A 26208-nucleotide genomic window follows, 5' to 3' on the forward strand; every position below is an offset into this window, starting at 1 on the left:
GTTGACGATTAAGCCGCAAGATGTTAAAAGGACTGCGAGAGGATAAGATGAAATTCTATAACAGCGTCGGCCCCAACCCGCGCGTCGTGAAACTTTTCATGGCGGAAAAGGGTATCGAGATCCCCGAGGTCAGCGTCGACCTGCGCGGCGGCGAGAATCGGCGCGCGCCCTATAATGTCGATGTGAACCCCGCCGGGCAAACCCCCGCGCTCGAACTCGACGATGGCAGTTTCGTCTGCGAAATCACGGCAATCTGCGAATATCTGGAAGAATGCTTCCCCGAAACGCCGCTGATCGGCACCACGGCAGAGGAGCGCGCGAACACCCGCATGTGGACGCGCCGCGTCGACCTCAAGATTTGCGAGCCGCTGACCAACGGCTTCCGCTTTGCCGAAGGCCTGCCGCTGTTCGAGGCGCGGCTACGCTGCCTGCCCGAAGCCGCCGACGGGTTGAAAGCGACCGCGCAGGACGGGATCAAATGGCTCGACGCACAGATCGCCGGGCGCGAATTCATCGCGGGCGACGCGCTGAGCCTCGCCGACATCATGCTGTTCGCATTCCTCGATTTCGGTGCGTCGGTCGGCCAGCCGATCGACCCCGCCAACACCAATATTCAGAGCTGGTACGAGCGGATGAAAAGCCGCCCCGGCGCAACGGCAAACTGAACCACAAGGAGACGGATGATGGCTGCTACGAATAGCGAATTCGAATTCTGCGGGGTCAATCACCTCGCGCTCGTGTGCAAGGATATGGCGCGAACGGTCGAGTTTTATCGCGACATTCTCGGCATGCCGCTGGTCAAGACGCTCGATCTGCCGGGTGGACGCGGCCAGCATTTCTTCTTCGATGTCGGCAACGGCGACAGCATCGCCTTCTTCTGGTTTCCGAACGCACCGGAAGCCGTTCCGGGCATTTCGGCGCCCGAAGCGCTGCCGACGCGCGGCAACTTCATGTCGGCGCACGGATCGATGAATCATATCGCGATCAACGTCCACGCCGACAAGTTCGAGGAATATTATCAGCGGCTGGTGAGCAAGGGCGTCGACGTCACGCCAATCCTCAATCACGACAATTCACCGACCCAGTCGTCGCCCGAGATGAACGACGACGTCTATGTCCGCTCGGTCTATTTCTTCGACCCCGACGGCGTCTGCCTCGAATTTGCGGCATGGACAAAAGTCTTCGACGAAAGCGACGTCGCGCACGATCCGGTGCAGGCCGATGGCACGAAGCGCGAAGGCTTCATCACCGGCCGCAGCCCGGTGCCCGCCGAATAGACATTCCCAAGGTACCACTGGGAACTCCTCCTGGACCCGGCCTCTGGCCGGGTTCTTTTTGCGCGGCCCCTCCATCGCCGTCCGACAGACAGGAGCGACCGGTTCCACAGCTATCGCCGGACACCCCCTTCCCCCCACCTCCATTTTCCGTTACCCCGGATTTGCAAATGACTTGCAATATAAAGCTGGCGGGAGCGATATTTGGCTGCGGTTGCCGATCCGACAAATTGGGCCGACAGTGATCGTCCGACCCGTCCGGCCGGGCTATGGACGGTCGCTTTCCTGGGGATAACCGCGGGAACGCAGATGAGCGACCGCGGGCTGCAATCGATCCTTTCACCCGCGATCCAGCAGAGTTTCGGCGTATCCGATGCCGTGATCGGCGCGTTGCACGGCATCGCGGGCATCCTCGTCGCGAGCGCGCTGGCCGTCCCGCTTGCGCGCCTCGCCGACCGCCATTCGCGCAAGACCATCCTGCTTGGGCTGATCCTGCTGTGGGGCTTGCTGACCGCACTCAGCGGGATCGCGCCCGATTTCGAGCTGTTCTTCATCGGCCGCGCCGCGTCGGGAATTACCGAATTCGCCATGATCCCCGTCGTCTATTCGCTGATCCCCGACCTCGTCAGCGACCGCCACCGGGTACCGGCGAACCTTGCCTTTGCCGCGCTGATGGCGACGGGCGCGAGCGCGGGTTTCTATTTCGGCGGCAGCCTGCTGGAGTTTGCAGGGACAATCGCGCCTGCGGACATCGAACCGTGGCGCGTCGCACTGCTCTGTCTCAGCTTGCTCGCACTACCCTTGCTCGGCGCCGGGCTCTTCGTCCACGATCCACCGCGCGGCCACGCCGCCGCCAGCGAGCAAGGCGAAGACGCGGCGCTCGGACCGTTCCTTCGCGCACACCAGCGCCGCATCCTGCTGTTCCTCGGCGCTGCCGGCGGGCTGGCGATCGCGGTGCAGGCGGTCGCGCCAATGGCGGCGATGGGGCTCGTTCGCCGCTTTGCCGCCGATCTCGTCCCCACGGGTCACGCGCTCGGCCTGATCACGCTCGCGACCAGCCTCGGCAGCCTCGCGGTCGCGGGCACCGTCGACCGTTTCCTGCGCCCCCGGCTCGGCGAAGCCTCGCGGCCCATCGTGATGGCGGCGGGCGCAACGCTCGCCATCCCCTGCCTAATCTGGCTCGGCAGCGCGGGCGATGAGCGGCAAGCGCTGACGACGATCGCGCTGTTCCTCATACTCACCAGCACTGCGAACGCGCTGATCCCGACGATCCTGCAGGATATCATCCCGCCCGAACTGCGTGCGCGCAGCTTTGCGATCTACAGCTTTGTCATCGCCGCCTTCTGCGCGCTCGGGCCGTTGCTGACCGGCGGCCTCTCCGATCGCGCGGTCGGCGGCGACCTGCTGCTCGCGATGGCACTCGGCGGCGTGCCGGCCCTTGCCGCAGCGGCCGTCTCGGCAACCCTGATGGCGCGACAGCGCCGCGCCTAACGATCGGTCGCCAGCCCCGGCACCTCATTATCGTCCCTGGCCAGCTTCGCCGCGAGCCGCCGCTGGCGCAGCTTCTCGAGCACGCTTTCGGCCTCGCGCCCGCCACCGGGTTTGAACCGGTGGTCCATCCCCGCCGACAGGTCGCCCTCGTCGAGCTGCGCTTGGAGCCGCGCGTCGTCGAGATGACGGAGCGTCGTCTCGACATCCTCCATCTCGCGCGGATCGACGTCGAGGTGCCGCAGCGCCATCAGCCCCAGCGCGATCGAGCTCTCGAACACCTCGCGCACCGCGCCGTCGACCCCCGCGCCGTCGAGTGCGAGCAACTGGCGCCGGTCGAACACGCGCATCAGCACCTTTGCGCCCGGAAAGGCATCGACGACGGGTTTCAACGCCGCGGCGTCGACCGACGCATCGTCGATGCAAAAGATGATCAGCCGCGCCTCTTCGGCGCCCGCGCGGCGCAGCAGGTCGACGCGCAGCCCGTCGCCGAAATAAACCTTGGTATCGAAGCGGCTCGACAGCTCGATCTGGCTCGGCTTCTTGTCGATCAGCGTCACCGAACAGGCGACGCCGTGCAGCATCTGCGCCACGGTCTGCCCGAACCGGCCATAGCCGACGACGATTGCCGAGCCGCGCGGCGCATCCTCTGGATCGTCGAGATCGGCCGGCTCCGCAGCGGGCGAGAATTCGAGGTTGCGCGCGAACAGCATCAGGAACGGCGTCGTTACCATCGATAAGGTCACCACCGCGCTGAACAGGCTCGCCGCTTCGGGCTCGATGAGGAGCGCGTCGGCGGCCTGCGCGAACAGCAGGAAGCCGAACTCGCCGCCCTGGCTGAGCAGCAGGCCCAGCCCGAGCGCCGCCGACCAGCTTTTCCCGAACGCCTTGACGATCAATGTCAGCACCGCCGCCTTCACCGCGACAAGGCCGAGCGCCAGCCCGAGGACGAGGAGCGGCCGTTCCATCACCGCGCCGACGTCGAGCACCATGCCGACCGCAAGGAAGAAGAGGCCGAGCAGGATCAGGCGGAAGGGTTCGACATCCGATTCAATCTCGTGCCGGTAGGGCGAGTCGGCGAGCATGACGCCTGCGATAAAGGCGCCGAGCGCGGTCGACAGGTGCAGGCTGTGCATCAATGCAGCGCTCGCAAGGATCGTGAGCAGGCCGACGACGACAAACAGTTCGCGTTCGCCGTACCGGCCGATGATCCGCAGCAGCGGGTTGACGACGAAGCGCCCCGCGAGGACGAGCACGACGATCGCCCATAGGGTGAAAAAGGCCATCTGCCACCCGGGCGGCGCCGAGGGATCGGCGGGTGCACGCGACAGGACGGCCACGATGGTGATCATCGGCACGATCGCGAGGTCCTGGAACAGCAGGATCGAGAAGGCCTTCTCGCCAAAGGGCGAATTGATCCGCCCCGAACTCTTGAGGCCCGGAAGCACCTGCGCGGTCGATGACAGCGCGAGCGGCAGGCCAAGCGCAAGCGAGGCTGCCGGGCTGAACCCGAGGATCAGGTGGATCAGCGCCGTGAGCACCAGCCCGGTCACCACGACCTGGACCATGCCAAGCCCGAAGATCGCGCGGCGCATCTGCCACAAACGGCCCGGCGACAATTCGAGCCCGACGAGGAAGAGCAGGAAGGCGATGCCGAGTTCGGCAAAGGCGAGCTTCGATTCGCCCCCGCCGACCAGCCCAAGCCCGTGCGGTCCGACAATCGCGCCCGCGATCAGGTAGCCGAGCACCGCACCGAGGCCAAGACGGCGGAAGATGAGCACGAACAAGGTCGCAACGCCGAGCAGGATCGCGCCCTCGACCAGCGCGGTGTCGGTTACCGTTTCCGCCGCCTTCTCGGCCGCCTCCGACGCCGCCGCCGTCAGCGCCAGCAGCGTCACGCCGCCGCCGCCTGGTCCTCGAGCGCGGCAATCGCGGCATCGAACGGCAGCAGGATCGCGCCATGGCGCGCGGGATAGTCGCGCGCGGGGGCGAGCAGGTCGAACCCCGGCCAATCGGGCCGGTCGCCCGCGCCCGCAAACCACGCGGCGATACCGTCGCGCGCCGCGCGTATGTCGGCGAGGCCAAGACCTGACGCATGGCGCGCAAGCAGCGCCGCCGACGCCTGGCCCAGCGCGCATGCCTCAACGTGCATTCCGACGCGCGTCACGCGCCCGGAGGCGTCGGTATCGAGATCGAGGATGATCGCACTGCCGCACAGCGGCGCACGCTTGCTCACGCGGTGCGACGCATCGGCAAGCGGCAGATAGTCCGCGGTCGCGACCGCCAGCGCCAGTATGTCGCGATTATAGAGCGGCGCGCTCATGACTTGTCGGCCTTCGCCGCTTCGGCCTCGGCTTCGCGGGCCTGCGCGCGGCGTTCGGCGATCACCTTGCTCATCGCCGCGCTCGTCGCGTTGAGCGCGGGATAGCTGCGGCTGTCGGTCATCCATGCCGGGCGCTGCACATTGCCATAGCCGATGTCGTACAGCAAAGTGATCAGCATGAAGCCGATCGAGGCGATCAGCAGGCCCTTGACCGCGCCGAAACCGGCACCCAGCCCGCGGTCGAACCCGCCGACCAGCGAGGCGCGGCTGCGCTGCCCCATCGCGCGCGAACCCCATTTGGCCAGCGCGAACACGCCGCCGAAGAGCAGGACAAAGGCGAGCATCGCCGCGCCGCCCTCACCGCCGACCCAGCCGGCAAGCAGGTCGGTAACGAGCGGGTGAAAGAAGCGCACCGCCGCAATCGCGAGGACCCACGCGAGCAGCGTCGTCACTTCCTGCACGAGGCCGCGCGAAAAACCGAGCACCGCGCCGCCGCCGACAAGCGTCAGCACGATGATATCCAGAGCCGTCAGACTTCCCATTTCCCGGTCGCTAGTCGCGCCCGAGCATCAGGTCAACGAGTTCGCCGAGGCGGCCGAAGCCGGTGACCGAAATTCCGCCGACCGCCTTCATGCCCGTCGGCCCCCAGCCGCGCGAAAAACCGAGCTTCGCGGCCTCGCGAAGGCGCAAGCCATCGTGCGAAACCTGCCGTACCTCCCCCGACAGCGACAGTTCGCCGAACACGATCGCATCGGCCGGAACCGGCCGCTCGCTGAACGCCGAGATCAGCGCCGCCGCGACGGCAAGGTCGGCGGCGGGATCGGTCAGCCGATATCCCCCCGCAATGTTGAGATAGACTTCGGCGCCGCCCATCTGCAGCCCGCAGCGCGCCTCCAATACCGCGAGCACCATCGCGAGCCGCCCGCTGTCCCAGCCGACGACCGCTCTTCGGGGGGTCGCCCCGCTCGCCAGCCGCACGGTCAGCGCCTGCACCTCGACCAGCACCGGGCGCGTGCCTTCGAGCGCCGGGAACACCACCGATCCCGGCACGTCGCGGCTGCGGTCGGTCAGGAACAGGCTCGACGGGTTCGCCACCTCGCCCAGCCCTTCCTCGCCCATCGCGAACACCCCGATCTCGTCGGTGCCGCCGAAGCGGTTCTTCACCGCGCGCAGGATACGATATTGGTGGCTGCGCTCGCCCTCGAACGCCAGCACGGTGTCGACCATATGTTCGAGCACGCGCGGTCCCGCGATCGCCCCGTCCTTGGTGACATGGCCGACGAGCACGATCGCCGCATCGCTGTCCTTGGCATAGCGGATCAGTTCCTGCGCGCTCGCACGCACCTGGCTTACCGTCCCCGGCGCGCTGTCGATCAGGTCGCTATGCATCGTCTGGATCGAATCGATGACGACAAAATCGGCGTCGCGCCCGTCGAGCGTCGCGAGGATATCGCGCACCGACGTCGCGCTCGCGAGCGCGACCGGCGCGTTGCCGAGCCCCAGCCGCTGCGCGCGCAGCCGCACCTGCGCCGCCGCTTCCTCGCCGCTGATATAGACGACCGACTTGCCCGCCTTCGCAAGCCGCCCCGCCGCCTGCAGCAGCAGCGTCGACTTGCCGATCCCCGGATCGCCGCCGATCAGCGTCGCCGACCCCGCGACGAACCCGCCGCCGAGCGCGCGGTCGAATTCGGCGATCCCGCACAGCATCCGGTCGGGCATCTTGCTGTCGGCGTCAAGCGTTTCGAGTGCAAGCGTCCGCCCGCCCCGGCTAAGGTCGTGCTTCGCCGAAAAGACGGTCTCGGCGGCCTCTTCGACCAGCGTGTTCCACTCGCCGCAATCGGCGCACTGCCCCTGCCAGCGATAGGTTGCGGATCCGCAATTCTGGCAGACATATTGACGTTTCGCTTTGGCCATGCGGTTCGCATAATGCGAACAAAGATGGAACGCCAGCGGTTTCAAACATCGTCACCCTCGAACGAGACAAGCGGCCCGTTCGACTTGATCCGGGGTCCATGCCACGACCGCCGAGATGGATGCCGGATCAAGTCCGGCATGACGAAGGAGGCTTGGACGGTTCATATTTCGGACGCGTTGCTCTAGGGGGATCAGCAACACCGAATCGCCTCGTACAGGAAAGCCCACGCCATGAAATTCTTCGCCGACACCGCCGAAATCGCCGACATTCAGGAGCTCGCCGCGACCGGCCTGCTCGACGGCGTCACCACCAACCCGTCGCTGATCGCCAAGTCGGGCCGCGACTTCAAGGAAGTCACGAAGGAAATCTGCGCCCTCGTCGACGGTCCCGTATCGGCCGAAGTCGTTGCGCTCGACCATGCGACGATGATGAAAGAGGCCGAAATCCTCCGCAAGATCGCCGACAATGTCTGCATCAAGGTGCCGCTGACGATCGACGGCCTCAAGACCTGCAAGGCGCTGACCAGCGACGGCACGATGGTCAATGTCACGCTCTGCTTCTCGGCAACGCAGGCGTTGCTCGCGGCAAAGGCTGGCGCGACCTTCGTCTCGCCCTTCGTCGGCCGCCACGACGACAATGGCTTCGACGGCATGCAGCTGATCGCCGACATCCGCCTGATTTACGACAATTATGCCTATGAAACCGAGATCCTCGTCGCCAGCGTGCGCCACGGCATTCACGTCCTCGAAGCCGCGAAGATCGGCGCCGACGTGATGACCGCGCCGCCGTCGGTGATCAAGGGACTGTTCAAGCATGTCCTGACCGAAAAGGGCATCGAAGGCTTCCTCGCGGACTGGGCGAAGACGGGCCAGTCGATCTGAGGTCAGCCTCGCGCTCTTAGCAGTTGACGTAAACGTTAACTTCGGCCGATAGTTTTTCCCGACCGCCGGATTCGCGCCTTCGCGCATCCGGCGCAGGGAGAGACATGATGACCGACACCGCCCAGCCCGCCGTTCTGACGATCCGTCAGGGCCATATCCTGATCGTCACGATCAACCGGCCCGAGGCGCGCAACGCGGTTAATTTGGACGTTCATGTCGGCATCGGCACCGCGCTAGAAGAAGCGGAGAACGACCCGGAAATCCGGGCCGTCATCATCACCGGCGCGGGCGACAAGGCTTTCTGTGCCGGCGCCGACCTCGTTGCGCTGTCGCGCGGCGGGGCGCTTGCCCCCGACGACAAGGCGCAACAGGCGTGGGGCTTCGGCGGCTTTGCCGCGCATCCAATTTCGAAGCCGATCATCGGCGCGGTCAACGGCTTCGCCTTTGGCGGCGGCTGCGAACTCGCGCTGATGTGCGACATCGTCGTCGCATCCGAGAATGCGCAATTCGGCCTGCCCGAAGTCAAGGTCGGGCTGTTCGCCGCAGCAGGCGGGGCTTTCCGCATCGTCAAGCAATTGCCGCAGAAGATCGCGATGGAGCATCTGCTGACCGGCGACCCCTTCGATGCCGCGACCGCACTGCGCTATGGCTTCGCGAACCGCGTTGTCCCGCTCGCCGACCTGATGCCGACCGCGATCGCGCTTGCCGAAAAGATCGCGGGCAATGCCCCGCTGTCGGTGCAGGCGTCGAAGCGCGTCGCGCTGCGCATCATCGACGGCCAGATCGCCGGCGACGACGCGCATTGGGACGACAACAAGCGCGAGCGCAAGGTGCTGATGGCGAGCGAAGATGCACGCGAAGGCCCGCTCGCCTTCGCGCAAAAACGCAAGCCCGAGTGGAAGGCACGCTGACATGACGATGACCGATCCCGAACGCATTCCCGTCATCATCGGCGTCGGGCAAGTCAATGATCGGCCCGAGGACCCCGACCAGGGGCTCGACTCCTTGGGGTTGATGGTCGCGGCACTGCGGGTTGCCGCCGAAGACGCGGGGGTGCCGCTGGCCGAGATCGACAGCCTCGCGATCGTCGACCAGATCAGCTTCCACAGCCTTGGAAAGCTTTGCGAGCCGCTTGCCGCCGCGATCGGTGCAAACCCGGCGATCAACTATCAGTCGGCCGCCCCGCACGGCGACACGCCGGTGCGGCTGCTCAACGAAGCCGCGAACCGCATCGGCGCGGGTGAGGTCAAGCTTGCCGCGATCGTCGGCGGCGAAGCGCTCCGTACCGCCGCCGGCCGCGCCGCCAAGGCCGCGAGTGGAGAGGACAAGAGCTATAATGCGATCCGCAAGGTCGCAACGCGGCGCGAACCCAATTACGCCCAGAAACATGGCCTCGCGGCGCCGGTCGACGTCTATCCGCTCTACGAAAATGCGACGCGCGCGGCATGGGGCCAGAGCCTCGAGGATGCACAATTCGAAAGCGCCGAAATCTGGTCGCGCTTTTCCGAGGTAGCCGCAGCAAACGACGGCGCGTGGATCCGCAAACCCGCCGCGCCCGACGACATCTTGCGCGTCGACGAGCGCAACCGCCCGATCGCCTTTCCCTACTCGAAGCTGATGGTCGCCAATTCGTCGGTGAACCAGGGCGCGGGCTTCATCGTTGCAAGCCTCGCCGAGGCGTGGCGCCGCGGGATCGCCGAAGACCGCCTGATCCACATCGGCATGGGCGCGGCAGCGAAGGAACCTGCAAGCATCCTCCGCCGCGATCGCTACGACGGCAGCGTCAGCATGGAGACGTCGATCACGCGCACGCTCGAACTCAATGCGCTGACCGCGGCTGATTTCGATTTCGTCGAGCTTTACAGCTGCTTTCCCTGCGTCCCCAAGATGGCGCGGCGCATCCTCGGCTGGCCGTGGGATCGCCCCGCGACCGTATTTGGCGGCCTCACCTTCGGCGGCGGCCCGATCGCCAACTATATGAGCCATGCGATCGTCTCGATGGTCGAGAAATTGCGCAGCGAGGGCCGCTATGGCTTCCTCTTCGCCAATGGCGGCTTTGCGACCGACAATCATTGCATCGTCCTCGGCAACAAACCGATCGCCGCGGCCAGCTTTCCACAGGATTTCGACTATCAGGCCGAAGCGGAAGCCCGGCGCGGCGCGGTGCCCGATCTGGTCGAGGACTATGCGGGCCCCGCGACGATCGAAAGCTACACGGTGTTTTATGGCCGCGATGGCGGACCGAAAGCGGGCGCGGTCGTGGCGCGGACGCCCGAAGGCCAGCGCACGCTCGCCCATGTCGACGTGAGCGACGCCGCGATGCTGGCTTTCCTGACCGACGGGAAAGCAGAGCCGGTCGGGACGGCGGGTGAAGTCGTCGCTCTCGAAGAAGGCTTCGGCTGGCGGGCTGACTGATCCTCCCCGTTCCGGGGAGGACCTTCAGATCTCGAACGAAACCCCCTGCGCCAAGGGCAGCGCATCCGAATAATTCAGCGTGTTCGTCGCGCGGCGCATATAGGCTTTCCAGCTGTCCGAGCCGCTCTCGCGTCCGCCGCCGGTTTCCTTCTCGCCGCCGAACGCACCGCCGATCTCGGCGCCCGAGGTACCGAGATTGACGTTCGCGATCCCGCAGTCGCTCGCAGCAAGAAAGCGCTCGGCCTCGCGCATGTCGGTCGTGAAGATCGCCGACGACAGCCCCGCGGCGACGTCGTTATGCTGCTCGATCACCGCATCGAGATCGTAATATCGCATCACATAGAGGATCGGCGCGAACGTCTCTTCGAGCACCGGTCCGACCTGCCCCGGCATCTCGACGAGCGCGGGCTTCACATAGAAGCTTGCCCCCTCGCCGACGCGGGTTCCGCCATGCACGACGCCGCCTGCCGCCTTCGCCGCCGCCAGCGCTGCCTGCATCATCTCATAGGCTGCACGGTCGATCAGCGGCCCGACGAGTATCTCGCCGTCGAGCGGGTTGCCGACCCCGACGCTCGCATAAGCCGCCTTCAGCTTCGCGACGAAACCGTCGTAGATGCCGTCGTGGAGGAACAATCGCCGCGTCGTCGTGCAGCGCTGCCCTGCGGTTCCCATCGCGCCGAATGCCACACCGCGCAGCGCGAGGTCGAGGTCGGCCGACGGCGTGACGATCACACCATTATTGCCGCCGAGTTCGAGGATCGCGCGCGCGAAACGCTCTGCCAGCCGCGGCGCGACCGCGCGGCCCATGCGCGTGGATCCGGTCGCCGAAACGAGCGCGACGCGCCGGTCGTCGACGAGCGCCTCGCCCGCCTCGCGTCCGCCGATGAGGAACTGCGCAAGGCCTGCGGGCGCATCGCCGAAGCGTGCGGCTGCCCGCTCGAAAATCGCTTGCGTCGCCAAGGCCATCAGCGGCGTCTTTTCGGACGGCTTCCACACCACGCTGTTGCCGCACACGAGCGCGATCGCCGCATTCCACGCCCACACCGCGACCGGAAAGTTGAACGCCGAAATCACCCCGACGACGCCGAGCGGGTGCCACACCTCCATCATCCGGTGTCCCGGCCGCTCGGTCGCGATGGTGAGGCCATAAAGCTGACGCGACAGGCCGACCGCGAAGTCGCAGATGTCGATCATCTCCTGTACCTCGCCCGCGCCTTCGGACGGAATCTTGCCCGCCTCGATCGTCACCAATTTCGCGAGGTCGTCCTTCGCCGCGCGCAATTCCTCGCCCCACAATCGCACCAGTTCGCCGCGGCGCGGCGCGGGAACATCGCGCCACGCACGGAAGGCCGCGCTCGCAGTGTCGAGCTTTTCGTCGATCGCCGCGGCATCGGCGACCTGCACCATGCCAAGCTGTTCACCCGTCAGCGGCGTCACCGACGGCATCGATCCGTCGGTCCAGAGCGCGCGGTCGACACCCAGCCTGTCGAGGAGTTCGCCTGTCTCCCGGCCCAGTTGAAGCATATATAGTCCCTTCATAAGCGCGCGAGCGCCTTGCAACTTGCGGCTCGCGGGTTATCGCTTCGCGCGAACAAAGCAAACCCAATAGGGAGAGTCGCCTGTGTCGTCCGAACTGCACCCCTCCGAACCCCTTGTTCCCGTCCCCGCCGATGCCGCGGCGAATACGCATTGCAGTGCCGCCGATTACGACCGGCTTTATGCGGCGAGCATCGCCGATCCCGACGCCTTCTGGGCAGAGCAGGCGAAGCGCATCGACTGGATCACGCCGCCGACGAAGATCGCGAACTGGTCGTACGATCCGGTGAGCATCAAATGGTTTGAGGACGGCGTCCTCAACCTCTGCCACAATGCGGTCGACCGCCATGTCGCCGCGGGTCACGGCGACCGCACCGCGATCATCTTCGAACCCGACGCGCCCGACGGCGAGACGCGGCACATCAGCTATGCCGCGCTGCTCGCCGACGTCGTCCGCTTCGCGAATACGCTGAAGAAGATGGGCGTCCAAAAGGGCGACCGCGTCACCATCTATATGCCGATGATCCCCGAAGGTGCGGTGGCGATGCTCGCCTGCGCGCGCATCGGCGCGGTGCACAGCGTCGTCTTCGGCGGCTTCTCGCCTGAGGCGATCCACGGCCGCATCGAGGATTGCGGCAGCGACTGGGTGATCTGCGCCGACGAAGGGCTACGCGGCGGCAAGGTGGTGCCGCTCAAGGCCAATGTCGACAAGGCGCTCGAGCGCGTCGATGTGAAGGCGGTGCTCGTCATCGCGCACACCGGCGGCCATGTGACGATGAAGGAAGGCCGCGACCATTGGTACGACGCGCTCTCGGCCGGTGTCGGCACCGACTGCCCGTGCGAGCCGATGGGTGCCGAAGACCCGCTGTTCATCCTCTACACCTCGGGGTCGACGGGCAGCCCGAAGGGCGTGCTCCACACCGTGGGCGGCTATTCGGTCTGGACCGCGTCGACCTTCTTCTACGGCTTCGACTATAGGCCGGGCGAGATTTTCTGGTGCAGCGCCGATATCGGCTGGGTCACCGGCCACAGCTACGTCGTCTACGGCCCGCTCCAGAATGGCGCGACGACGCTGATGTTCGAGGGCGTGCCGAACTACCCCGATCACGACCGCTTCTGGCAGGTCGTCGACAAGCACCAGGTCAATATCCTCTACACTGCGCCGACCGCGATCCGCGCGCTGATGCGCGAGGGCGACGATTATGTGACGCGCCACGACCTGTCGTCGATCCGGCTGCTCGGCAGCGTCGGCGAGCCGATCAATCCCGAGGCGTGGCGCTGGTATCACCAAGTCGTCGGAAAGGGCCGCGTGCCCGTGATCGACACCTGGTGGCAGACCGAAACCGGCGGGATCATGATCACCACCCTGCCCGGCGCGCATCCGATGCAGCCGGGCAGCGCCGGGCGCCCCTTCTTCGGCGTCCGGCCGCAACTGGTGGATGCCGACGGCGCGGTGCTCGTCGACGAACAGACCGGCGGCGCGTCCGAAGGCAATCTCTGCATCACGCACAGCTGGCCGGGGCAGGCGCGCACCGTCTATGGCGATCATGACCGCTTCATCCAGACCTATTTCTCGACCTATAAGGGCAAATATTTCACCGGCGACGGCTGCCGCCGCGATGCCGACGGCTATTGGCGCATCACCGGCCGCGTCGACGACGTCATCAACGTATCGGGCCACCGCATGGGCACCGCCGAAGTCGAAAGTGCGCTGGTCCTCCACGACCTCGTCGCCGAGGCCGCGGTGGTCGGCTTCCCGCACGATATCAAAGGTCAGGGCATCTACGCCTATGTGACGCTCAACGCCGGGGTCGAGCCGAGCGACGAGGTCGCCGCGCAGCTCAAGCAGCAGGTGCGCACCGAAATCGGCCCGATCGCGACCCCCGACCATATCCACCTGACGCCCGGCCTGCCCAAGACGCGCTCGGGCAAGATCATGCGCCGCATCCTTCGCAAGATCGCCGAAAATGATTTCGGGTCACTGGGCGACACGTCGACGCTCGCCGACCCGAGCCTCGTCGATGGGCTGATCGAAGGGCGCAAGAACCGCTAACGCCGCGCCGCTTACTCGCAGCGCATCGTCGGGCGGTAGACCTGCATCGCATTGGTGCCGGTGTTGCCGCCCAGCGTGATCGCCCCGCCCGGCAGGAAGATGCGCCCGCCGATCACCGCGCTGCCCTTGAGGCCGTGCACGGCGATCGGAAGATCGGCCAACCGCGTCCAGCGGTCGGCGCGCGGATCATAGCCGTAAGCGGTGGGCGTCAGGCCGAGCACATGGCTCCGCTCGCCCTCGCCGCCAAAGACGAACATGCAGCCGCCATGAACCGCGCCGGTGATCCCGCCGCGCGGCGCCGGAAGCGATGCGCCACGGGTCCAGCGGCGCGTCGCCGGATCGTAGATTTCGACCACATCGACCCGCTCGGCCATCGCACCCGGACCGGTGCGGCCACCGGCGACGACGACCTTTCCATCGAGCGCGACCATCGCGAGGTGATTGCGCTGGGTCGGCATGTCGGGAAGCTTTTCCCATGTATCTGTCGCCGGATCATAGACTTCGAAGGCATGGCCGCCGGGCGGGCGCCCGCCGGCAACATAGATCTTGCCGTCGATCACCGCCTTGCCGCCGCCGCTTCGGGGTGTCGGCATCGGCGCCCGCCGGACCCAGCCGCCGACCGCGGGGTCGTGAACCCAGACATGCCCCACGAAAATCTCGGGCCGTCCCGTGCTCGCACCGTCGAGCTCGCCACCGATCACATAGAGCTTGCCGCTCACCGCCGCGACCATCATGTGGTGGATCGGCTGCGGTAAGCGCGGGCCGAGCGACCAGCGGCTCGCGGCCGGATCGTAAATCTGGACGAGGTTCGACGGTAGCCGCCCCGGCGGATAGCCGCCGAGCACCCAGATCTTTCCGTCCAGCTCGGCGATCGCATGTTCGGAACGCGCAAGCGGCATCGCGAGTCCCAGGCTCCACCCCTCGAACTCGGGCGCGGAACCGACCGGGGCGCCAGCGCTCACCCGCTCGTTCCAGGTCTCGACGAGTTCATTGTCCTGCACGGGCGTCGCCGGGCGAGGCGTTACCGCGCCGCCTCCGGCATTCTGTTGGGCCGTCGCGGTCGTCGCGAGCAGCAACGTCGCCCCCGCTGTCATCCAGTGGCGCCTCATGATCCTTCTCCCGGCCCGGTGCGCCGCACGCATCGGCGACGTCTTCGTCATCGGCCTGCGTCAGGATGGCAGAAATTGCCGTGCCACGACTTACAGATCGACAAACAACGGCTTCGGTCGACGAGCGCTATTGCGCCAGCGCCTCGCACAGGCGGTCGGTTGCCAGCGCCATGCGCGATTCCGCGGTCTTGCGATTGGCGGCGCTGTTCTGGACGCCGCGCGTTTCGGTGTTGAAGGCAAGCAGGCTGCCGACGCGCTGGTCGGGGCACAGGCTGAGATAGGCACGAAAGCCGTTCTGGTCGCCATTATGCCCGACGAAGCGAACCGCGGCGCTGCGGTCGATGAAGAAAGACAGGCCGCTTTGCGTCGTCGGCGCCATCCGGCCCTGCGTAAAATCCTCGCCCGCCGCGATCTGCTGCGCCCACATTTCCTCGATCGACGACCGTTTCAGCACCTGGTCATAGTCGGGCTGGCGCGACGGATCGCCGAGCAGGAACGCAACATAATTCGCCATGTCGGGCATCGGAGCGTTGAGCCCGCCGTTCGACACCGTCACCCCGGTATCGACATCGAACGGCGCCGCCACGCGCTTGCCGTCCTTGATATAATAGCTGTGCGAGCGGTGCGGCAGCAGGTGCGGCGGGGTGCGGTCGAAATAGCTCGCGTGCATGCCGAGCGGCTTCAGGATATTTTTGTCGATATAGACTTCATAATCCTCGCCCGACAGGCGCTCGATCACCTGCCCGAGATAGACGATTCCCGGGTTCGAATAGCCGAAGCGGCTGCCGGGTTTGAACTCGACCGCCGTGTAAGGCAGCATCGCCACAAGCTGCGACCAGCCCTTCGGCTCGAACGGCTGCCAGTCGTGGTCGCGCCACGGCCATGTCCCGCTGCGAAAGCCCGCACTATGGCTCATCAACTGGCGGATCGTGATAGTACCCGTGTCGCCATAGGGATTATGCACCACGGCGAGTTCGGGGACGTAACGCACGATCGGGTCGTCGAGCGACAACAGCCCGCGATCGCGCAATTGCATGATCGCGATCCCCGTCATCGTCTTGGTGATCGACGCCCAATGATAGATCGTCCGGGCGTCGACGGGGACATGCGCGTCGGCATCCTGCTCGCCCAGATGATCGGCCGCGACGGTCCGCCCATCGCGCACCACGTAAAAGCTGCTGCCAGCGATCCGGGCGCGGCCGGTCTCGCTACGATGCAGTTCGCGAAAATCGCGCAGCGCCGCTTCAAAACCGGCCTCTTCAGCCGCCGCCGCCGGGCTGGCGATCAGAACAAGTGCGGCAGCAATCCAGCGCGACATGGCAATCCCCTCCTGTGCATCCACCACAGTGGGACGGTGGCTGAAGGCGATCAGAAATGAAAGTCGGGAAGTTCCGCGAGTGCGATCCCCAGCGCTTCGGCCCAGCCATCGGCGACGCTTTCGAAATAGGGATCGTTGCGCTCGAAGCGCCGTTCGCGCACGCCGACGAAATCGTCGCGCTCATGGACCTTGAGGTCGATCGGCAGGTCGACGCCGGCGTTGGCGCGGATCGTCGAATCGAACGAAACGCAGAGCAATTTCACCGCATCCTCGAACGACATCGCGGGATCGTACGACCGCACGATGATCGGGCGGCCGTACTTCGTCTCGCCGATCTGGAAGAAGGGATTATCCTCGCCCGCCTCGATGAAATTGCCTTCGGGATAGATGAGGAACAACCGCGGTTCGGCGCCCTTGATCTGCCCACCGACGATCAGCGACGCGCGGAACAGCGATTCGGCCGCCGGCCCTTCATCATTGTGGCGCATCACGACGCCGCGCAGCGTTTCGCCGACGATCGTCGCGACCTGGAACATCGAAGGCGCTTCGAGGATCGACGGGTTGCGATCGGCGGGCGCCTTGGTGCGCTCGTCGAGCAGGCTGACAACAGCCTGCGTCGTCGCGAGATTGCCCGCCGACATCAAGGTGATCACGCGCTCGCCGGGGACGGTCCAGCTGCGCATCTTGCGGACCTGCGAAATGTCGTCGACGCCCGCGTTGGTGCGGGTGTCCGACATGAACACCAGCCCCTTGTTCAAACGCATGCCAACGCAATAGGTCATCTTATCCCGTTTCCCCGCCCGGAGTATCCGTGTCGCCCCGTCCGCTTATTGCTGGACCTGCAATTGGACAACCAGATTTTCCTGCGCTGCACCATAGCGCATGCCGCGAACCGGGGCTGCATCGCGATAATCGAGCCCCGTCGCGACGCGGATATAGCGCTGGTCGGGTGAATGGCCGTTGCTGACGTCGAAACCGATCCAGCCGATATGCTCGAAATGGGCCTCGGCCCATGCGTGGGTCGCGTCCTGATGCGTCCGGTCGTTCATCATCAGATAGCCCGAGACATAGCGCGCCGGGTGCCCGAGGTGGCGCATCGCGGCGATGAAGATATGCGCATGGTCCTGGCAAACCCCGCCCTCGCTGCCGAGCGCCTGTTCGGCGCTGGTCTCGGCGTCGGTGAAGCCGATCCGATAAGCGAGCCGCTCGATGATCAGCGCCGACAGCGCGTGCGCGCGCTCGATCTCGTTGCCATGGTCGCGCCCGAGCTGCGCGACCAGTGCGCGCACGTGCCGTCCCGCGCGCGTCAGCGCGGTCGGACGCAGGAAGGTCCAGAGCGGCATCGCGCCGCGATGCGCGCCGATCACCCCGTCCCATGTTTCAAGCTCGACCTCGCCATGGCAGCGGACGACGAGTTCGCTCGAACCGCCCTGCACCGCAATCAGGTCGACGCCATTGCCGTGATGATCGGTATAATGCAGTTGCTGCGTCCCGCCCTCGACCTCGATCGTCCAGCCATGGACGCGCTGCTGTCCCGGCCGGTCCTTCGGTGTCAGCTTGATCTGCTGCAGCGCATAGCTGACGGGGCTGTCATATTGATAGCGGGTGATATGTTCGACGAACAAACGCATGGTCACTCCACGAACCGGTAGTCGCGCTCGATCTGCCGCGCGAGCGCGGCGTTCGCGCGCAGGAAGCCCGTCACATATTCGTGGAGGCCGCCGTCGAAGATCGACTGGATCGGCCCGGCGAGCCGTTCGTGGCTCAGCGCATGCGCCAGTCGCCACGCCTCGGTCTCTTCGCCATAGCCGCGCTGCAATTGCGCCAGATTATCCTCCATCCGCTCGCAGCAGAAGGCAAGGCTGCGCGGCATCTGGCGATAGAGGATGAGGAATTCGGCGATCTTGAGCGCGCTGATTTCGGCGCCATAGAGCCAGCGATAGGCGCGGTGCGCCGACACCGAACGCAGGATCGTCTCCCACTGCACATTGTCAATCGAGGTGCCGATATGCGCGACCGAGGGCAGCAGCAGGTAATATTTGACGTCGAGGATGCGCGCGGTGTTGTCGGCGCGCTCAAGGAAGGTGCCGAGCAGCGAGAAATGATAGCCGTCGTTGCGCAGCATCGTGCCGTTTAATGCGCCGCGCACATGTGCGCTCTGCTGGCGGATCGTCGCCAGCACGTCGGGCAGGTCGTCCTCGCGCACCGGCCGCTTGAGCAGCGCGACGAGCGTCATCCAGCTCGTGTTGACCGCTTCCCATGTTTCGCGCGTCAAGGCGGTCCGTGCGGTGCGGGCGTTGTCGCGCGCCTGCCGGATGACCGAGAGAATGCTCGACGGGTTCGCGGGGTCGCGGAGCAGGAAGTCAATCACCCGCGCCGAGCTGTAATCGCCATGCGCCGCCTGGAATGCCTGATTAACCCCCGCCGTGACGAGGACCGATTTCCATTCGGCGGCCGCCGTTGACGAACGTGTCAGCGCGATGCGGAACCCCGCGTCGATCAGCCGCGCATTATTTTCGCTGCGCTCGAGATAGCGCGCCATCCAGAAGAGCGAGCCTGCGGTCTTGCCCAGCATCAGTCTTCCAATACCCAGGTGTCTTTGGTGCCGCCGCCCTGGCTGCTGTTCACCACCAGCGACCCCCTCGTCATCGCGACGCGGGTCAGCCCCCCGGGCGTGATCGTGATCCCCTGCGGCGACATCAGCACGAAGGGGCGCAGGTCGACGTGCCGCGGCGCAAGACCCTTTTTCGTGAAGATCGGCACGGTCGACAGCGACAGCGTCGGCTGCGCGATATAATTGCCCGGATTCGCCTCCAGCTTGGCGCGGAAGGCCACGAGTTCCTTTTTGCTCGCCGCCGGGCCGACGAGCATCCCGTACCCCCCCGACCCATGAACTTCCTTGACGACGAGTTCGGGAAGCCGGTCGAGCACTTCGCGCAGATGTTCCGGATCCGAACAGCGCCACGTCGGCACATTGGGCAGCAGCGCCTTTTCACCCGTATAGAATTCGATGATGTCGGGCATATAGCTGTAGAGCGCCTTGTCATCGGCGATGCCGGTGCCCGGCGCGTTGGCGATCGTGATGCCGCCCGCGCGATAGACGTCCCAGATGCCCGGCACGCCGAGCAGCGAGTCAGGGCGGAAGTTCAGCGGATCGAGGAAATCGTCGTCGACGCGGCGATAGAGGACATCGATCGCCTTATAGCCTTGCGTCGTGCGCATCGCGACGCGCCCGTCGACGACGCGCAGATCATGCCCTTCGACCAGCTCGGCGCCCATATGGTCGGCGAGAAAGCTGTGCTCATAATAAGCGCTGTTGTGGATGCCGGGGGTCAGCACCGCGACCGTCGGTGTCCCCCCGCACGCGGGCGGCGCGCAGGCCGCCAGCGATTTCAAGAGGTTGATCGGATAATCGCTGACCTCGCGCACCGGCACTTTCGCAAACAGCTCGGGGAACATCTGGAGCATCGTTTCGCGATTTTCGAGCATGTAGGACACGCCCGACGGGGTGCGCGCATTATCCTCGAGCACGTAAAATTCGTCGGCGCCGGTGCGGACGATGTCGGTCCCGCTGATATGCGTATAGATGCCGCCCGGCGGGTCGAGCCCCATCATCATCGGCAGGAAGGCTTCGTTGCCGGCGATCAACTCGGTCGGCACGCGGCCCGCGCGCAATATTTCCTGCCGGTGATAAATATCGTGGAGAAAGGCGTTGAGCGCGCGCACGCGCTGTTCGATCCCGCGCGACAGGCGGCGCCATTCGCTGGCGGAGATGATCCGCGGTACGACATCGAAGGGGATCAGCCGCTCGTCGCCGTCGGCGGCGCCATAGACGTTGAAGGTGATCCCGGTGGTGCGGAACAGCGCCTCGGCCTGCTGCGCCTTGTGCTGGATACGCGCCGCATCCTCGGCCGCGAACCACCCGCAATAGTCTCGATAGGGCGACCGGGTCTCGCCCTCCTGGCTCGTAATTTCATCAAAAAAGGAAATGCGCCTGCCCTTTCCACGCAACATGCCGTCCCCTGCCGCACGCCCGATGTCTTCGGCCTGCGCGGCGCTTCAGGTTCCTGCTGCTGCGTCGCCCGCCGGCTGCGTGGCCACCGGGCTTATGCGGGCGATGCTAATCGCGGCCGCCTGCCTTGGCAAGCGGGCTTATGAAGGATGGTGTTACCGTAACTTCAACGACTTGCCGCGCACCCAAGGGCGCGCGGCAGCCATGTCAGATCGCGCCGTGGCAATGCTTGTACTTGCGGCCCGAACCGCAGGGACAGGGCGCGTTGCGGCTGATGTCGAGCGCCGCATAGGGGTTTTCGCCTTCGGGCAGGTCGGGGCGCGGGATCTGCATCGGCGGCAGCGTGTTCGCGATCACGCCCAGATCGCCGCCATCGATGTCGGCGCTGTTGTCCTCACCCGTGAACGGGTCGATGTGCGTCGTCAGGAAGTCGGGCAGGTCGGGCAGCGGCATCGGCTCGGGTTCTTCGAAACGCAGGTCGATGCGCGCCACCGTGCGCGTCACATCCTCGCGGATATTCTGCAGCATGCGCTCGAACAGTGCGAAGGCTTCCTGCTTATATTCGTTGATCGGCTGCTTCTGCGCATAGGCGCGCAGGAACACGACCTGACGCAGTGCGTCGAGCGTCGAAAGATGCTCTTTCCAGTGATGATCGAGCGTCTGGAGCAGCACCGATTTCTCGATGCCCTTCCACGTCTCGGCATCAACGAGCGCGGCCTTTTCAGCCGCGACCGCATCGGCCTGCGCCTGGATGCGCTCCTCGAACATCTCGGCGTCGACCGCGTCTTCCTGCATCCACGCATCGATCGGCGGCGACAGGTCGAGGATATTCTCCACCCGCTCCTTCATCTGCTCGATGTTCCATTGCTCGGGATAGCTGCCCGGCGGGCACGCGTCGGCGACGATCGAATTGACCGTCTCGGCGCGCATCGCCGCCATCACCTCGTCGACGGTCTCGCTGTCGATGATCTCGCCGCGCTGTTCGTAGATGACCTTGCGCTGGTCGTTCATGACGTTGTCATATTCGACGACCTGCTTGCGGATGTCATAGTTGCGCGCTTCGACCTTCTTCTGCGCGGTCTCGATCGCCTTCGACAGCCACTTCGACCCGATCGCCTCGCCATCCTCCAGATTCTTGTTCATCATCTTGGAAAACAGCGTGTCGGGGCCAAAGATGCGCAGCAGGTCATCGTCGAGGCAGAGGTAGAATTTCGACAGGCCGGGATCGCCCTGACGTCCCGAACGGCCGCGCAGCTGGTTGTCGATGCGGCGGCTTTCGTGGCGCTCGGTCGCGAGCACGAACAGCCCGCCGGCCGCCTTCACCGCCTCGCGTTCGGCCGCAACCTCGTCCTTGATGCGCGCGATCGCGGCGTCGCGCTCGGCACCTTCGGGCAGGTCCTTCAATTCGTCGTCGATGCGGAATTCTTCGTTGCCGCCGAGTTTGATGTCGGTGCCGCGGCCCGCCATGTTCGTCGCGATGGTGACCGCACCGGTGCGGCCCGCCTGTGCGACGATATGCGCCTCGCTCTCGTGGAAGCGCGCGTTGAGCACGCTGTGCGGCACATTTTCCTTTTCGAGGTAGGACGAGAGCAGCTCGGACTTTTCGATCGACACGGTGCCGACGAGCACCGGCTGGCCGCGCTCGTTCGCCTCGCGGATCGTCTTGGCGATCGCGCCGAACTTGTCGGTGATATTCTTGTAGAATTCATCCTCGTCGTCGATGCGCGCGATCGGACGGTTGGTCGGGATGTTGACGACATTCATCTTGTAGATGTCGAAGAATTCGGCGGCTTCGGTCGCGGCGGTACCGGTCATGCCCGACAGCTTCGGATACATGCGGAAATAATTCTGGAAGGTGATCGAAGCCAGCGTCTGGTTCTCGGGCTCGATCTGCACGCCTTCCTTCGCCTCGACCGCCTGGTGCAGACCGTCGGACCAGCGGCGCCCGTCCATCATGCGGCCGGTGAATTCGTCAATGATCACGACCTTGCCGTCCTTGACGATATAGTCGGTGTCGATGCGGAACATCTGGATCGCCTTCAACGCCTGATTGACGTGATGGACGACCTGCGTGTTCTCGATGTCATAGAGATTGTTGCCCTGGAGCAGCCCCGCCTCTTCGAGCAGGCGTTCGACATGCTCGGTGCCGTCTTCGGTCAGGCTGATCGACTTGGACTTTTCGTCCTTCTCATAATCATCTTCGGTCAGGTTCAGGACGACCTCGTTGACGCGGATGTAGAGTTCCGACTTGTCTTCGGTCGGGCCCGAAATGATCAGCGGCGTACGCGCTTCGTCGATCAGGATCGAATCGACCTCGTCGACGATGCCGAAATTGAAGGTGCGGTGGACCATCTGCTGTCGGTCGAACTTCATATTGTCGCGCAGGTAATCGAAACCGAGCTCGTTGTTCGTCGCGTAGGTGATGTCGCTGTTATACGCGTCGCGGCGCTGCGTCTCGTTGAGGTTCGGGACGATGATCCCGGTGGTCAGGCCAAGGAAGCCATAGACGGTGCCCATCCATTCGGCGTCGCGCGTGGCGAGATAGTCGTTGACGGTGACGACATGGACGCCCTTCCCTTCGAGCGCGTTGAGATAGCAGGGCAAGGTCGCCATCAGCGTCTTGCCTTCGCCCGTCGCCATTTCGGCAATCTCGCCGCGGTGGAGAACGACGCCGCCGACCATCTGCACGTCGAAATGGCGCATGCCGAGCGTGCGGACCGCCGCCTCGCGCACCGTTGCAAAAGCTTCGGGGAGGATATCGTCGAGCGTCTCCCCGGCTTCGAGGCGGTCGCGGAATTTCTGCGTCTGCGCCTGCAGTTCCGCATCGCCCAGCGCCTGCATCGCGGGCTCGAAGGCGTTGATCTTGTCGACGATCTTGCGGATCGAGGCGACATAACGGTCGTTGGACGAGCCGAACAGGCTCTTGGCAAGGCCAGCAAACATGAAATTTTCCTTGGAATTTGAATGAAGTGGCGGCGATCATGGCCGCGTGAATGTGCAAAAAAGCCCCGTCATGGGGCGGCGCCTATCCGAACAGGCGCCAAGGCGCGACGGCTCTATTCGAGCGCGCGGTCGCTGCCGGTGAGCAGGCCGGGAAGATGCGGCGGCGGGGCCTTGCGCGGCTTGCCGCTGCCGCCCGATGTGCGCCGAGTCGGCGCGGTGGTCGCGGGGCGGCGTTCGGCATCGCTTGTCTCGGCCTTGCCCGCCGTTTCGGCGAACATGACCAATGCCCCCATCGCCGCCGGGACGGCAGGCGCGGCAACGGCCCGGTCGGCGGTCGCCAAGCCGGTCAGCAATGCCAAAAGGGTCAACAACAACCGCAAGAAATGCCCCTCTTCACGTCCGGAGCATCAGATATTGCGCCCCGTTCCCTGAACATAGGGTGAAAGTGGCGCCGCGTCCAGAGTGCCCGCTCATTTGGCGGGCGCAGGCGCATCCTCGATCGTGAGTTCGCTGCGCATGACCACACGCTTCGCAACGGGCTTCCCATCGGCGCCGGTGAAAGGCGTGTAGCGCGCCTGCGGAGCGAACATGTCGCACGGCGTCATGCCATTCGCCATCGCGCCGAATTTCCCCGTGTTGGAAAAGCGGCAATCCGCAACGCGCCCGTCCGCGCCCACGAGCACCGTCATCGTCACGCTGCCCGGCTCCCCCATCGGGAAACCTCGGTCGCGCGGCGCCGGCACGCCGCTGGCGTCTCCCTCCTCCTCTTCCTCCTCCTTCGGCAGCGCCCACCGGAATTTGGTCGCGATGACCGACCGGACAGGCTTGCCGTCGCTGTCGAGCGCAGGCGCGAATCTGCCTTCGCTGCGCATCAGCGTACAAGCCGCCTCGTCGAGCGCCGCCGAAAGGCTGCTTTCGTTGACCTTGCAGCCCGTGACGCGTCCACCGCCGTCGATATTCAGCTCCATATGGACGATACCCTCTTCGCGCGCGGCGCGCGCGGCCGCCGGATAATGCGCTGCGGGGTCGATGCGCGTGAAGGCGTCGTCGGGCTTGGGACCCCGTGGCCAGCTTTCCTGCGCCGCATCGACAGCAAAGCCCGCGACCTCGACCGCAAAGCCGTCGCCTTCGGGAATCTGCCAGCGGATGCGGTTGCTATAGGTGCCGCCCGTCGCTTCGCCGCGCGCGCTGCGGCCGGGTGTGAAGCGCGCGCGCTCCATGACCAGCCGACAGGTCGCCGCATCGAGGTCGGCATGACCGCTCGGCGCGATGATCTTGCAGCCGCTCGGCAGGCCGTCAGTGCCGATCGTCAGCTTGAACCCCGTCGTGCCCTCGCGTTCCTCGCGCATCGCGCTGGCCGGATAATCGTCGTTCGTGATCCAGCTCCCCGGATTGGTCGCCGGCTCCATCGCCTTTTCCGCGCTTGCGCCATTGCCTTGCGCTGCGGCGAGCGTCAGTGCGATCGCCATCCCCGACTGCAACATCCCCATCCCCTTCATCCCAATTGCGGGTTCAGGCCCCTTACTTCGATCAGAAAGCTCTTCGGCTTCTTGAAGAGCTTGCTTTGCCTGTTGACCTTCAGCCCAACAACCTCGGCAAGCTCCATGACGAAATGCACGCAATTGCGCTTGTTCAGGCTATAACTCGGTTGCTCGCGGTCGCGCCATTCGGCAACCTTCGCGATGATCCGCGCATAGGTCGCATCGTCGACGGTCACGTCGAACTGGCGGTCGCTTTTCGCGATATAATCGGGCTTGGACGATTCCACCTTGCCCTTCACCGATCCCAGCAGGATCGCCGGGCTGACCGAGACGGCGGTAAAACCATAATTGGCATCGACGATCTCGCCCGTCGCGTCGACCGTCCCCTTCATCACGATGAAGGCGTGCGGAAAACGATCCCCGAAATCATGGCTGTAAAAGCTCACAACCACCTCGGCGCGCGCCGGGGCAGCGAGTCCGGTGCACAGCAGCATCAGGGACAGGAGGATCAGGCGCAGGCCGCGGGTCATCGCCGCCCTCTTAGCGACGGGCGCTCCGCCTTGCCAAGCCGCGATTGCCGCTTGACGGGCACGTCAACTTCGCATCTTTGTCGCATTGACACAAATGTAAGGAGAGGCCGGATGGCACGGAAGGCGATTTTCATCACCGGGGGCGGATCGGGCATCGGCCGCGCCGTCGCGCGCCATTTCGCCGGGCAAGGCTGGTTCGTCGGGATCGCCGACGTCAACCGCGCCGGGATCGATGAAACCGCCGCGCTGCTTCCCGGCGGTGCCTCGTCGCGCCACGTTATGGACGTGCGCGATCGCGACCAGTGGAAGGCCGCGCTAGACGAATTTGCGGCAGCCAGCGGCGGCCGGCTCGACGTTCTGTTCAACAATGCGGGCATCGGATCGGGCGGCCAGTATATGGACATGCCGCCCGAGGAGGCCGACCGGCTAATCGCGATCAATTTCGGCGGAGTCGTCAACGGCATCTATATGGCGCTGCCCCTGCTGCGCGCGACGCCCGGATCGGCGATCCTCAACACCGGATCGGCGTCGGGCTTTTACGGGGTCGCCGGCCTCGCCGTCTATTCGGCGACCAAATTCGCAGTGCGCGGGCTGACCGAGGCGCTCGAGATCGAGTTCGCCAAGCATGACATCAAGGTGCGCTCGCTGATGCCCGGCTTCATCGACACGCCGCTGCTCGACCAGGTCAGCGCCGACAGCAACGAACCGGCGCGAAGCCGCCTGTCGGACAGCGGGTTCGAGATTTCGCCGGTCGAAGACGTCGCGCAGGCGGCGTGGGACGCCGTGCACGGAACGCGCGTCCATACGCCCGTCGGCAAAATGGCGAAGCGCCTCTCAAGCCTCGCGCGCTGGTTCCCGGGACTGATCGTGCGCCAGTCGAAAAAGATCGACGGGCTGGGCGCGGCGTCAACGCACTAGGGTCCTGACCCT

General features: G+C 65.4%; 23 protein-coding genes. 8 read left to right on the plus strand and 15 right to left on the minus strand.

Translation table 11 applies throughout. From position 1 onward, the window contains the following. Positions 1-47: 47 nt before the first annotated feature. From VGN62_RS11670 to VGN62_RS11680, 3 genes are all read left to right on the plus strand, one after another. The gene (locus VGN62_RS11670) at positions 48-665 is read left to right on the plus strand and encodes a glutathione S-transferase (RefSeq protein WP_327453967.1); all 618 of its coding nucleotides are present in this window, start codon (positions 48-50) and stop codon (positions 663-665) included. Positions 666-683: 18 nt separating this feature from the next. Beyond that, positions 684-1277: a VOC family protein gene (locus tag VGN62_RS11675; protein ID WP_327453969.1), complete on the plus strand. Its 594-nt coding sequence runs from the start codon at positions 684-686 to the stop codon at positions 1275-1277. Between the two features lie 306 nt (positions 1278-1583). Next, positions 1584-2765 carry an MFS transporter gene (locus VGN62_RS11680; RefSeq protein WP_327453971.1) on the plus strand — a complete coding sequence of 394 codons (1182 nt, stop codon included), beginning with the start codon at positions 1584-1586 and terminating at the stop codon, positions 2763-2765. Here the strand turns inward: VGN62_RS11680 and VGN62_RS11685 are convergent. The 4 genes from VGN62_RS11685 to radA are packed head-to-tail and all read right to left on the minus strand — an operon-like array spanning position 2762 to position 6999. Then, a complete protein-coding gene (locus VGN62_RS11685) occupies positions 2762-4660 on the minus strand; it encodes a cation:proton antiporter (protein ID WP_414713278.1) in 1899 nt (632 codons plus the stop codon). The two genes, VGN62_RS11680 and VGN62_RS11685, sit on opposite strands and share 4 nt — an antisense overlap. Next, a complete protein-coding gene (locus VGN62_RS11690) occupies positions 4657-5085 on the minus strand; it encodes an iron-sulfur cluster assembly scaffold protein (RefSeq protein WP_327453973.1) in 429 nt (142 codons plus the stop codon). The genes VGN62_RS11685 and VGN62_RS11690 overlap by 4 nt, the downstream gene beginning before the upstream one ends. Next, complete coding sequence (locus VGN62_RS11695; RefSeq protein ID WP_327453976.1) at positions 5082-5627, minus strand: CvpA family protein; 546 nt, start codon at positions 5625-5627, stop codon at positions 5082-5084. The genes VGN62_RS11690 and VGN62_RS11695 overlap by 4 nt, the downstream gene beginning before the upstream one ends. A gap of 10 nt (positions 5628-5637) precedes the next feature. Then, positions 5638-6999, minus strand: coding sequence for a DNA repair protein RadA (gene radA / locus VGN62_RS11700; RefSeq protein ID WP_327453978.1), 1362 nt, complete (start codon positions 6997-6999; stop codon positions 5638-5640). Between the two features lie 231 nt (positions 7000-7230). Here radA and fsa point away from each other — a divergent pair, with 231 nt between their 5' ends. The 3 genes from fsa to VGN62_RS11715 all read left to right on the plus strand — a co-directional run bounded on the left by fsa (position 7231) and on the right by VGN62_RS11715 (position 10296). Then, complete coding sequence (gene fsa, locus VGN62_RS11705) at positions 7231-7881, plus strand: fructose-6-phosphate aldolase (protein WP_327453980.1); 651 nt, start codon at positions 7231-7233, stop codon at positions 7879-7881. A gap of 107 nt (positions 7882-7988) precedes the next feature. Further along, positions 7989-8792, plus strand: coding sequence for an enoyl-CoA hydratase-related protein (locus VGN62_RS11710; protein WP_327453982.1), 804 nt, complete (start codon positions 7989-7991; stop codon positions 8790-8792). 1 nt (position 8793) lies between these two features. Continuing rightward, on the plus strand, positions 8794-10296 hold the full coding sequence (locus tag VGN62_RS11715; RefSeq protein ID WP_327453984.1) for an acetyl-CoA acetyltransferase: 1503 nt from the start codon (positions 8794-8796) through the stop codon (positions 10294-10296). 24 nt (positions 10297-10320) lie between these two features. Here the strand turns inward: VGN62_RS11715 and VGN62_RS11720 are convergent, their stop codons facing one another. Continuing rightward, positions 10321-11820, minus strand: coding sequence for an aldehyde dehydrogenase family protein (locus tag VGN62_RS11720; RefSeq protein WP_327453986.1), 1500 nt, complete (start codon positions 11818-11820; stop codon positions 10321-10323). A 97-nt stretch (positions 11821-11917) separates the two neighbouring features. On the opposite strand from VGN62_RS11720, the gene acs reads away from it, so the two are divergent. After that, a complete protein-coding gene (acs, locus tag VGN62_RS11725; protein ID WP_327453988.1) occupies positions 11918-13885 on the plus strand; it encodes an acetate--CoA ligase in 1968 nt (655 codons plus the stop codon). Positions 13886-13896: 11 nt separating this feature from the next. Here the strand turns inward: acs and VGN62_RS11730 are convergent, their stop codons facing one another. The 10 genes from VGN62_RS11730 to VGN62_RS11775 all read right to left on the minus strand — a co-directional run bounded on the left by VGN62_RS11730 (position 13897) and on the right by VGN62_RS11775 (position 25278). Continuing rightward, complete coding sequence (locus VGN62_RS11730) at positions 13897-14979, minus strand: Kelch repeat-containing protein (RefSeq protein ID WP_327453990.1); 1083 nt, start codon at positions 14977-14979, stop codon at positions 13897-13899. Positions 14980-15121: 142 nt separating this feature from the next. Continuing rightward, positions 15122-16312: a serine hydrolase domain-containing protein gene (locus VGN62_RS11735; RefSeq protein ID WP_327453992.1), complete on the minus strand. Its 1191-nt coding sequence runs from the start codon at positions 16310-16312 to the stop codon at positions 15122-15124. A 50-nt stretch (positions 16313-16362) separates the two neighbouring features. Continuing rightward, positions 16363-17094, minus strand: coding sequence for a peptidase (locus VGN62_RS11740; RefSeq protein WP_327453994.1), 732 nt, complete (start codon positions 17092-17094; stop codon positions 16363-16365). 45 nt (positions 17095-17139) lie between these two features. Next, a complete protein-coding gene (locus VGN62_RS11745; RefSeq protein WP_327453996.1) occupies positions 17140-17943 on the minus strand; it encodes a transglutaminase family protein in 804 nt (267 codons plus the stop codon). Positions 17944-17945: 2 nt separating this feature from the next. Then, entirely contained in the window at positions 17946-18887 is a 942-nt protein-coding gene (locus tag VGN62_RS11750; RefSeq protein WP_327453998.1) for an alpha-E domain-containing protein, read from the minus strand. Then, positions 18887-20326: a circularly permuted type 2 ATP-grasp protein gene (locus VGN62_RS11755; RefSeq protein ID WP_327454000.1), complete on the minus strand. Its 1440-nt coding sequence runs from the start codon at positions 20324-20326 to the stop codon at positions 18887-18889. The genes VGN62_RS11750 and VGN62_RS11755 overlap by 1 nt, the downstream gene beginning before the upstream one ends. 205 nt (positions 20327-20531) lie before the next feature. Then, a complete protein-coding gene (gene secA, locus VGN62_RS11760) occupies positions 20532-23267 on the minus strand; it encodes a preprotein translocase subunit SecA (protein ID WP_327454002.1) in 2736 nt (911 codons plus the stop codon). A 113-nt stretch (positions 23268-23380) separates the two neighbouring features. Beyond that, complete coding sequence (locus tag VGN62_RS11765; protein WP_327454004.1) at positions 23381-23647, minus strand: hypothetical protein; 267 nt, start codon at positions 23645-23647, stop codon at positions 23381-23383. Positions 23648-23737: 90 nt separating this feature from the next. Beyond that, positions 23738-24751 (minus strand): TonB family protein, encoded by a 1014-nt coding sequence (locus tag VGN62_RS11770; RefSeq protein ID WP_327454006.1) that lies wholly within the window; start codon positions 24749-24751, stop codon positions 23738-23740. An 11-nt stretch (positions 24752-24762) separates the two neighbouring features. Continuing rightward, positions 24763-25278: a hypothetical protein gene (locus VGN62_RS11775; protein ID WP_327454008.1), complete on the minus strand. Its 516-nt coding sequence runs from the start codon at positions 25276-25278 to the stop codon at positions 24763-24765. Positions 25279-25389: 111 nt separating this feature from the next. On the opposite strand from VGN62_RS11775, the gene VGN62_RS11780 reads away from it, so the two are divergent. Then, positions 25390-26196: an SDR family oxidoreductase gene (locus VGN62_RS11780; RefSeq protein ID WP_327454010.1), complete on the plus strand. Its 807-nt coding sequence runs from the start codon at positions 25390-25392 to the stop codon at positions 26194-26196. The last annotated feature ends 12 nt before the right edge of the window (positions 26197-26208 follow it).

The sequence above is a fragment of the Sphingopyxis sp. genome (genome assembly GCF_035998905.1).
Lineage (GTDB): Bacteria > Pseudomonadota > Alphaproteobacteria > Sphingomonadales > Sphingomonadaceae > Sphingopyxis.

Coding starts and splice junctions, on each gene's coding strand:
- VGN62_RS11670 (WP_327453967.1), top strand. CDS start 48: ATGAAATTCTATAACAGCGTCGGCCCCAACCCGCGCGTCGTGAAACTT.
- VGN62_RS11675 (WP_327453969.1), top strand. CDS start 684: ATGGCTGCTACGAATAGCGAATTCGAATTCTGCGGGGTCAATCACCTC.
- VGN62_RS11680 (WP_327453971.1), top strand. CDS start 1,584: ATGAGCGACCGCGGGCTGCAATCGATCCTTTCACCCGCGATCCAGCAG.
- VGN62_RS11690 (WP_327453973.1), bottom strand. CDS start 5,085: ATGAGCGCGCCGCTCTATAATCGCGACATACTGGCGCTGGCGGTCGCG.
- VGN62_RS11695 (WP_327453976.1), bottom strand. CDS start 5,627: ATGGGAAGTCTGACGGCTCTGGATATCATCGTGCTGACGCTTGTCGGC.
- radA (WP_327453978.1), bottom strand. CDS start 6,999: ATGGCCAAAGCGAAACGTCAATATGTCTGCCAGAATTGCGGATCCGCA.
- fsa (WP_327453980.1), top strand. CDS start 7,231: ATGAAATTCTTCGCCGACACCGCCGAAATCGCCGACATTCAGGAGCTC.
- VGN62_RS11710 (WP_327453982.1), top strand. CDS start 7,989: ATGACCGACACCGCCCAGCCCGCCGTTCTGACGATCCGTCAGGGCCAT.
- VGN62_RS11715 (WP_327453984.1), top strand. CDS start 8,794: ATGACGATGACCGATCCCGAACGCATTCCCGTCATCATCGGCGTCGGG.
- VGN62_RS11720 (WP_327453986.1), bottom strand. CDS start 11,820: ATGCTTCAACTGGGCCGGGAGACAGGCGAACTCCTCGACAGGCTGGGT.
- VGN62_RS11730 (WP_327453990.1), bottom strand. CDS start 14,979: ATGACAGCGGGGGCGACGTTGCTGCTCGCGACGACCGCGACGGCCCAA.
- VGN62_RS11735 (WP_327453992.1), bottom strand. CDS start 16,312: ATGTCGCGCTGGATTGCTGCCGCACTTGTTCTGATCGCCAGCCCGGCG.
- VGN62_RS11740 (WP_327453994.1), bottom strand. CDS start 17,094: ATGACCTATTGCGTTGGCATGCGTTTGAACAAGGGGCTGGTGTTCATG.
- VGN62_RS11745 (WP_327453996.1), bottom strand. CDS start 17,943: ATGCGTTTGTTCGTCGAACATATCACCCGCTATCAATATGACAGCCCC.
- VGN62_RS11750 (WP_327453998.1), bottom strand. CDS start 18,887: ATGCTGGGCAAGACCGCAGGCTCGCTCTTCTGGATGGCGCGCTATCTC.
- VGN62_RS11755 (WP_327454000.1), bottom strand. CDS start 20,326: ATGTTGCGTGGAAAGGGCAGGCGCATTTCCTTTTTTGATGAAATTACG.
- secA (WP_327454002.1), bottom strand. CDS start 23,267: ATGTTTGCTGGCCTTGCCAAGAGCCTGTTCGGCTCGTCCAACGACCGT.
- VGN62_RS11770 (WP_327454006.1), bottom strand. CDS start 24,751: ATGTTGCAGTCGGGGATGGCGATCGCACTGACGCTCGCCGCAGCGCAA.
- VGN62_RS11775 (WP_327454008.1), bottom strand. CDS start 25,278: ATGACCCGCGGCCTGCGCCTGATCCTCCTGTCCCTGATGCTGCTGTGC.
- VGN62_RS11780 (WP_327454010.1), top strand. CDS start 25,390: ATGGCACGGAAGGCGATTTTCATCACCGGGGGCGGATCGGGCATCGGC.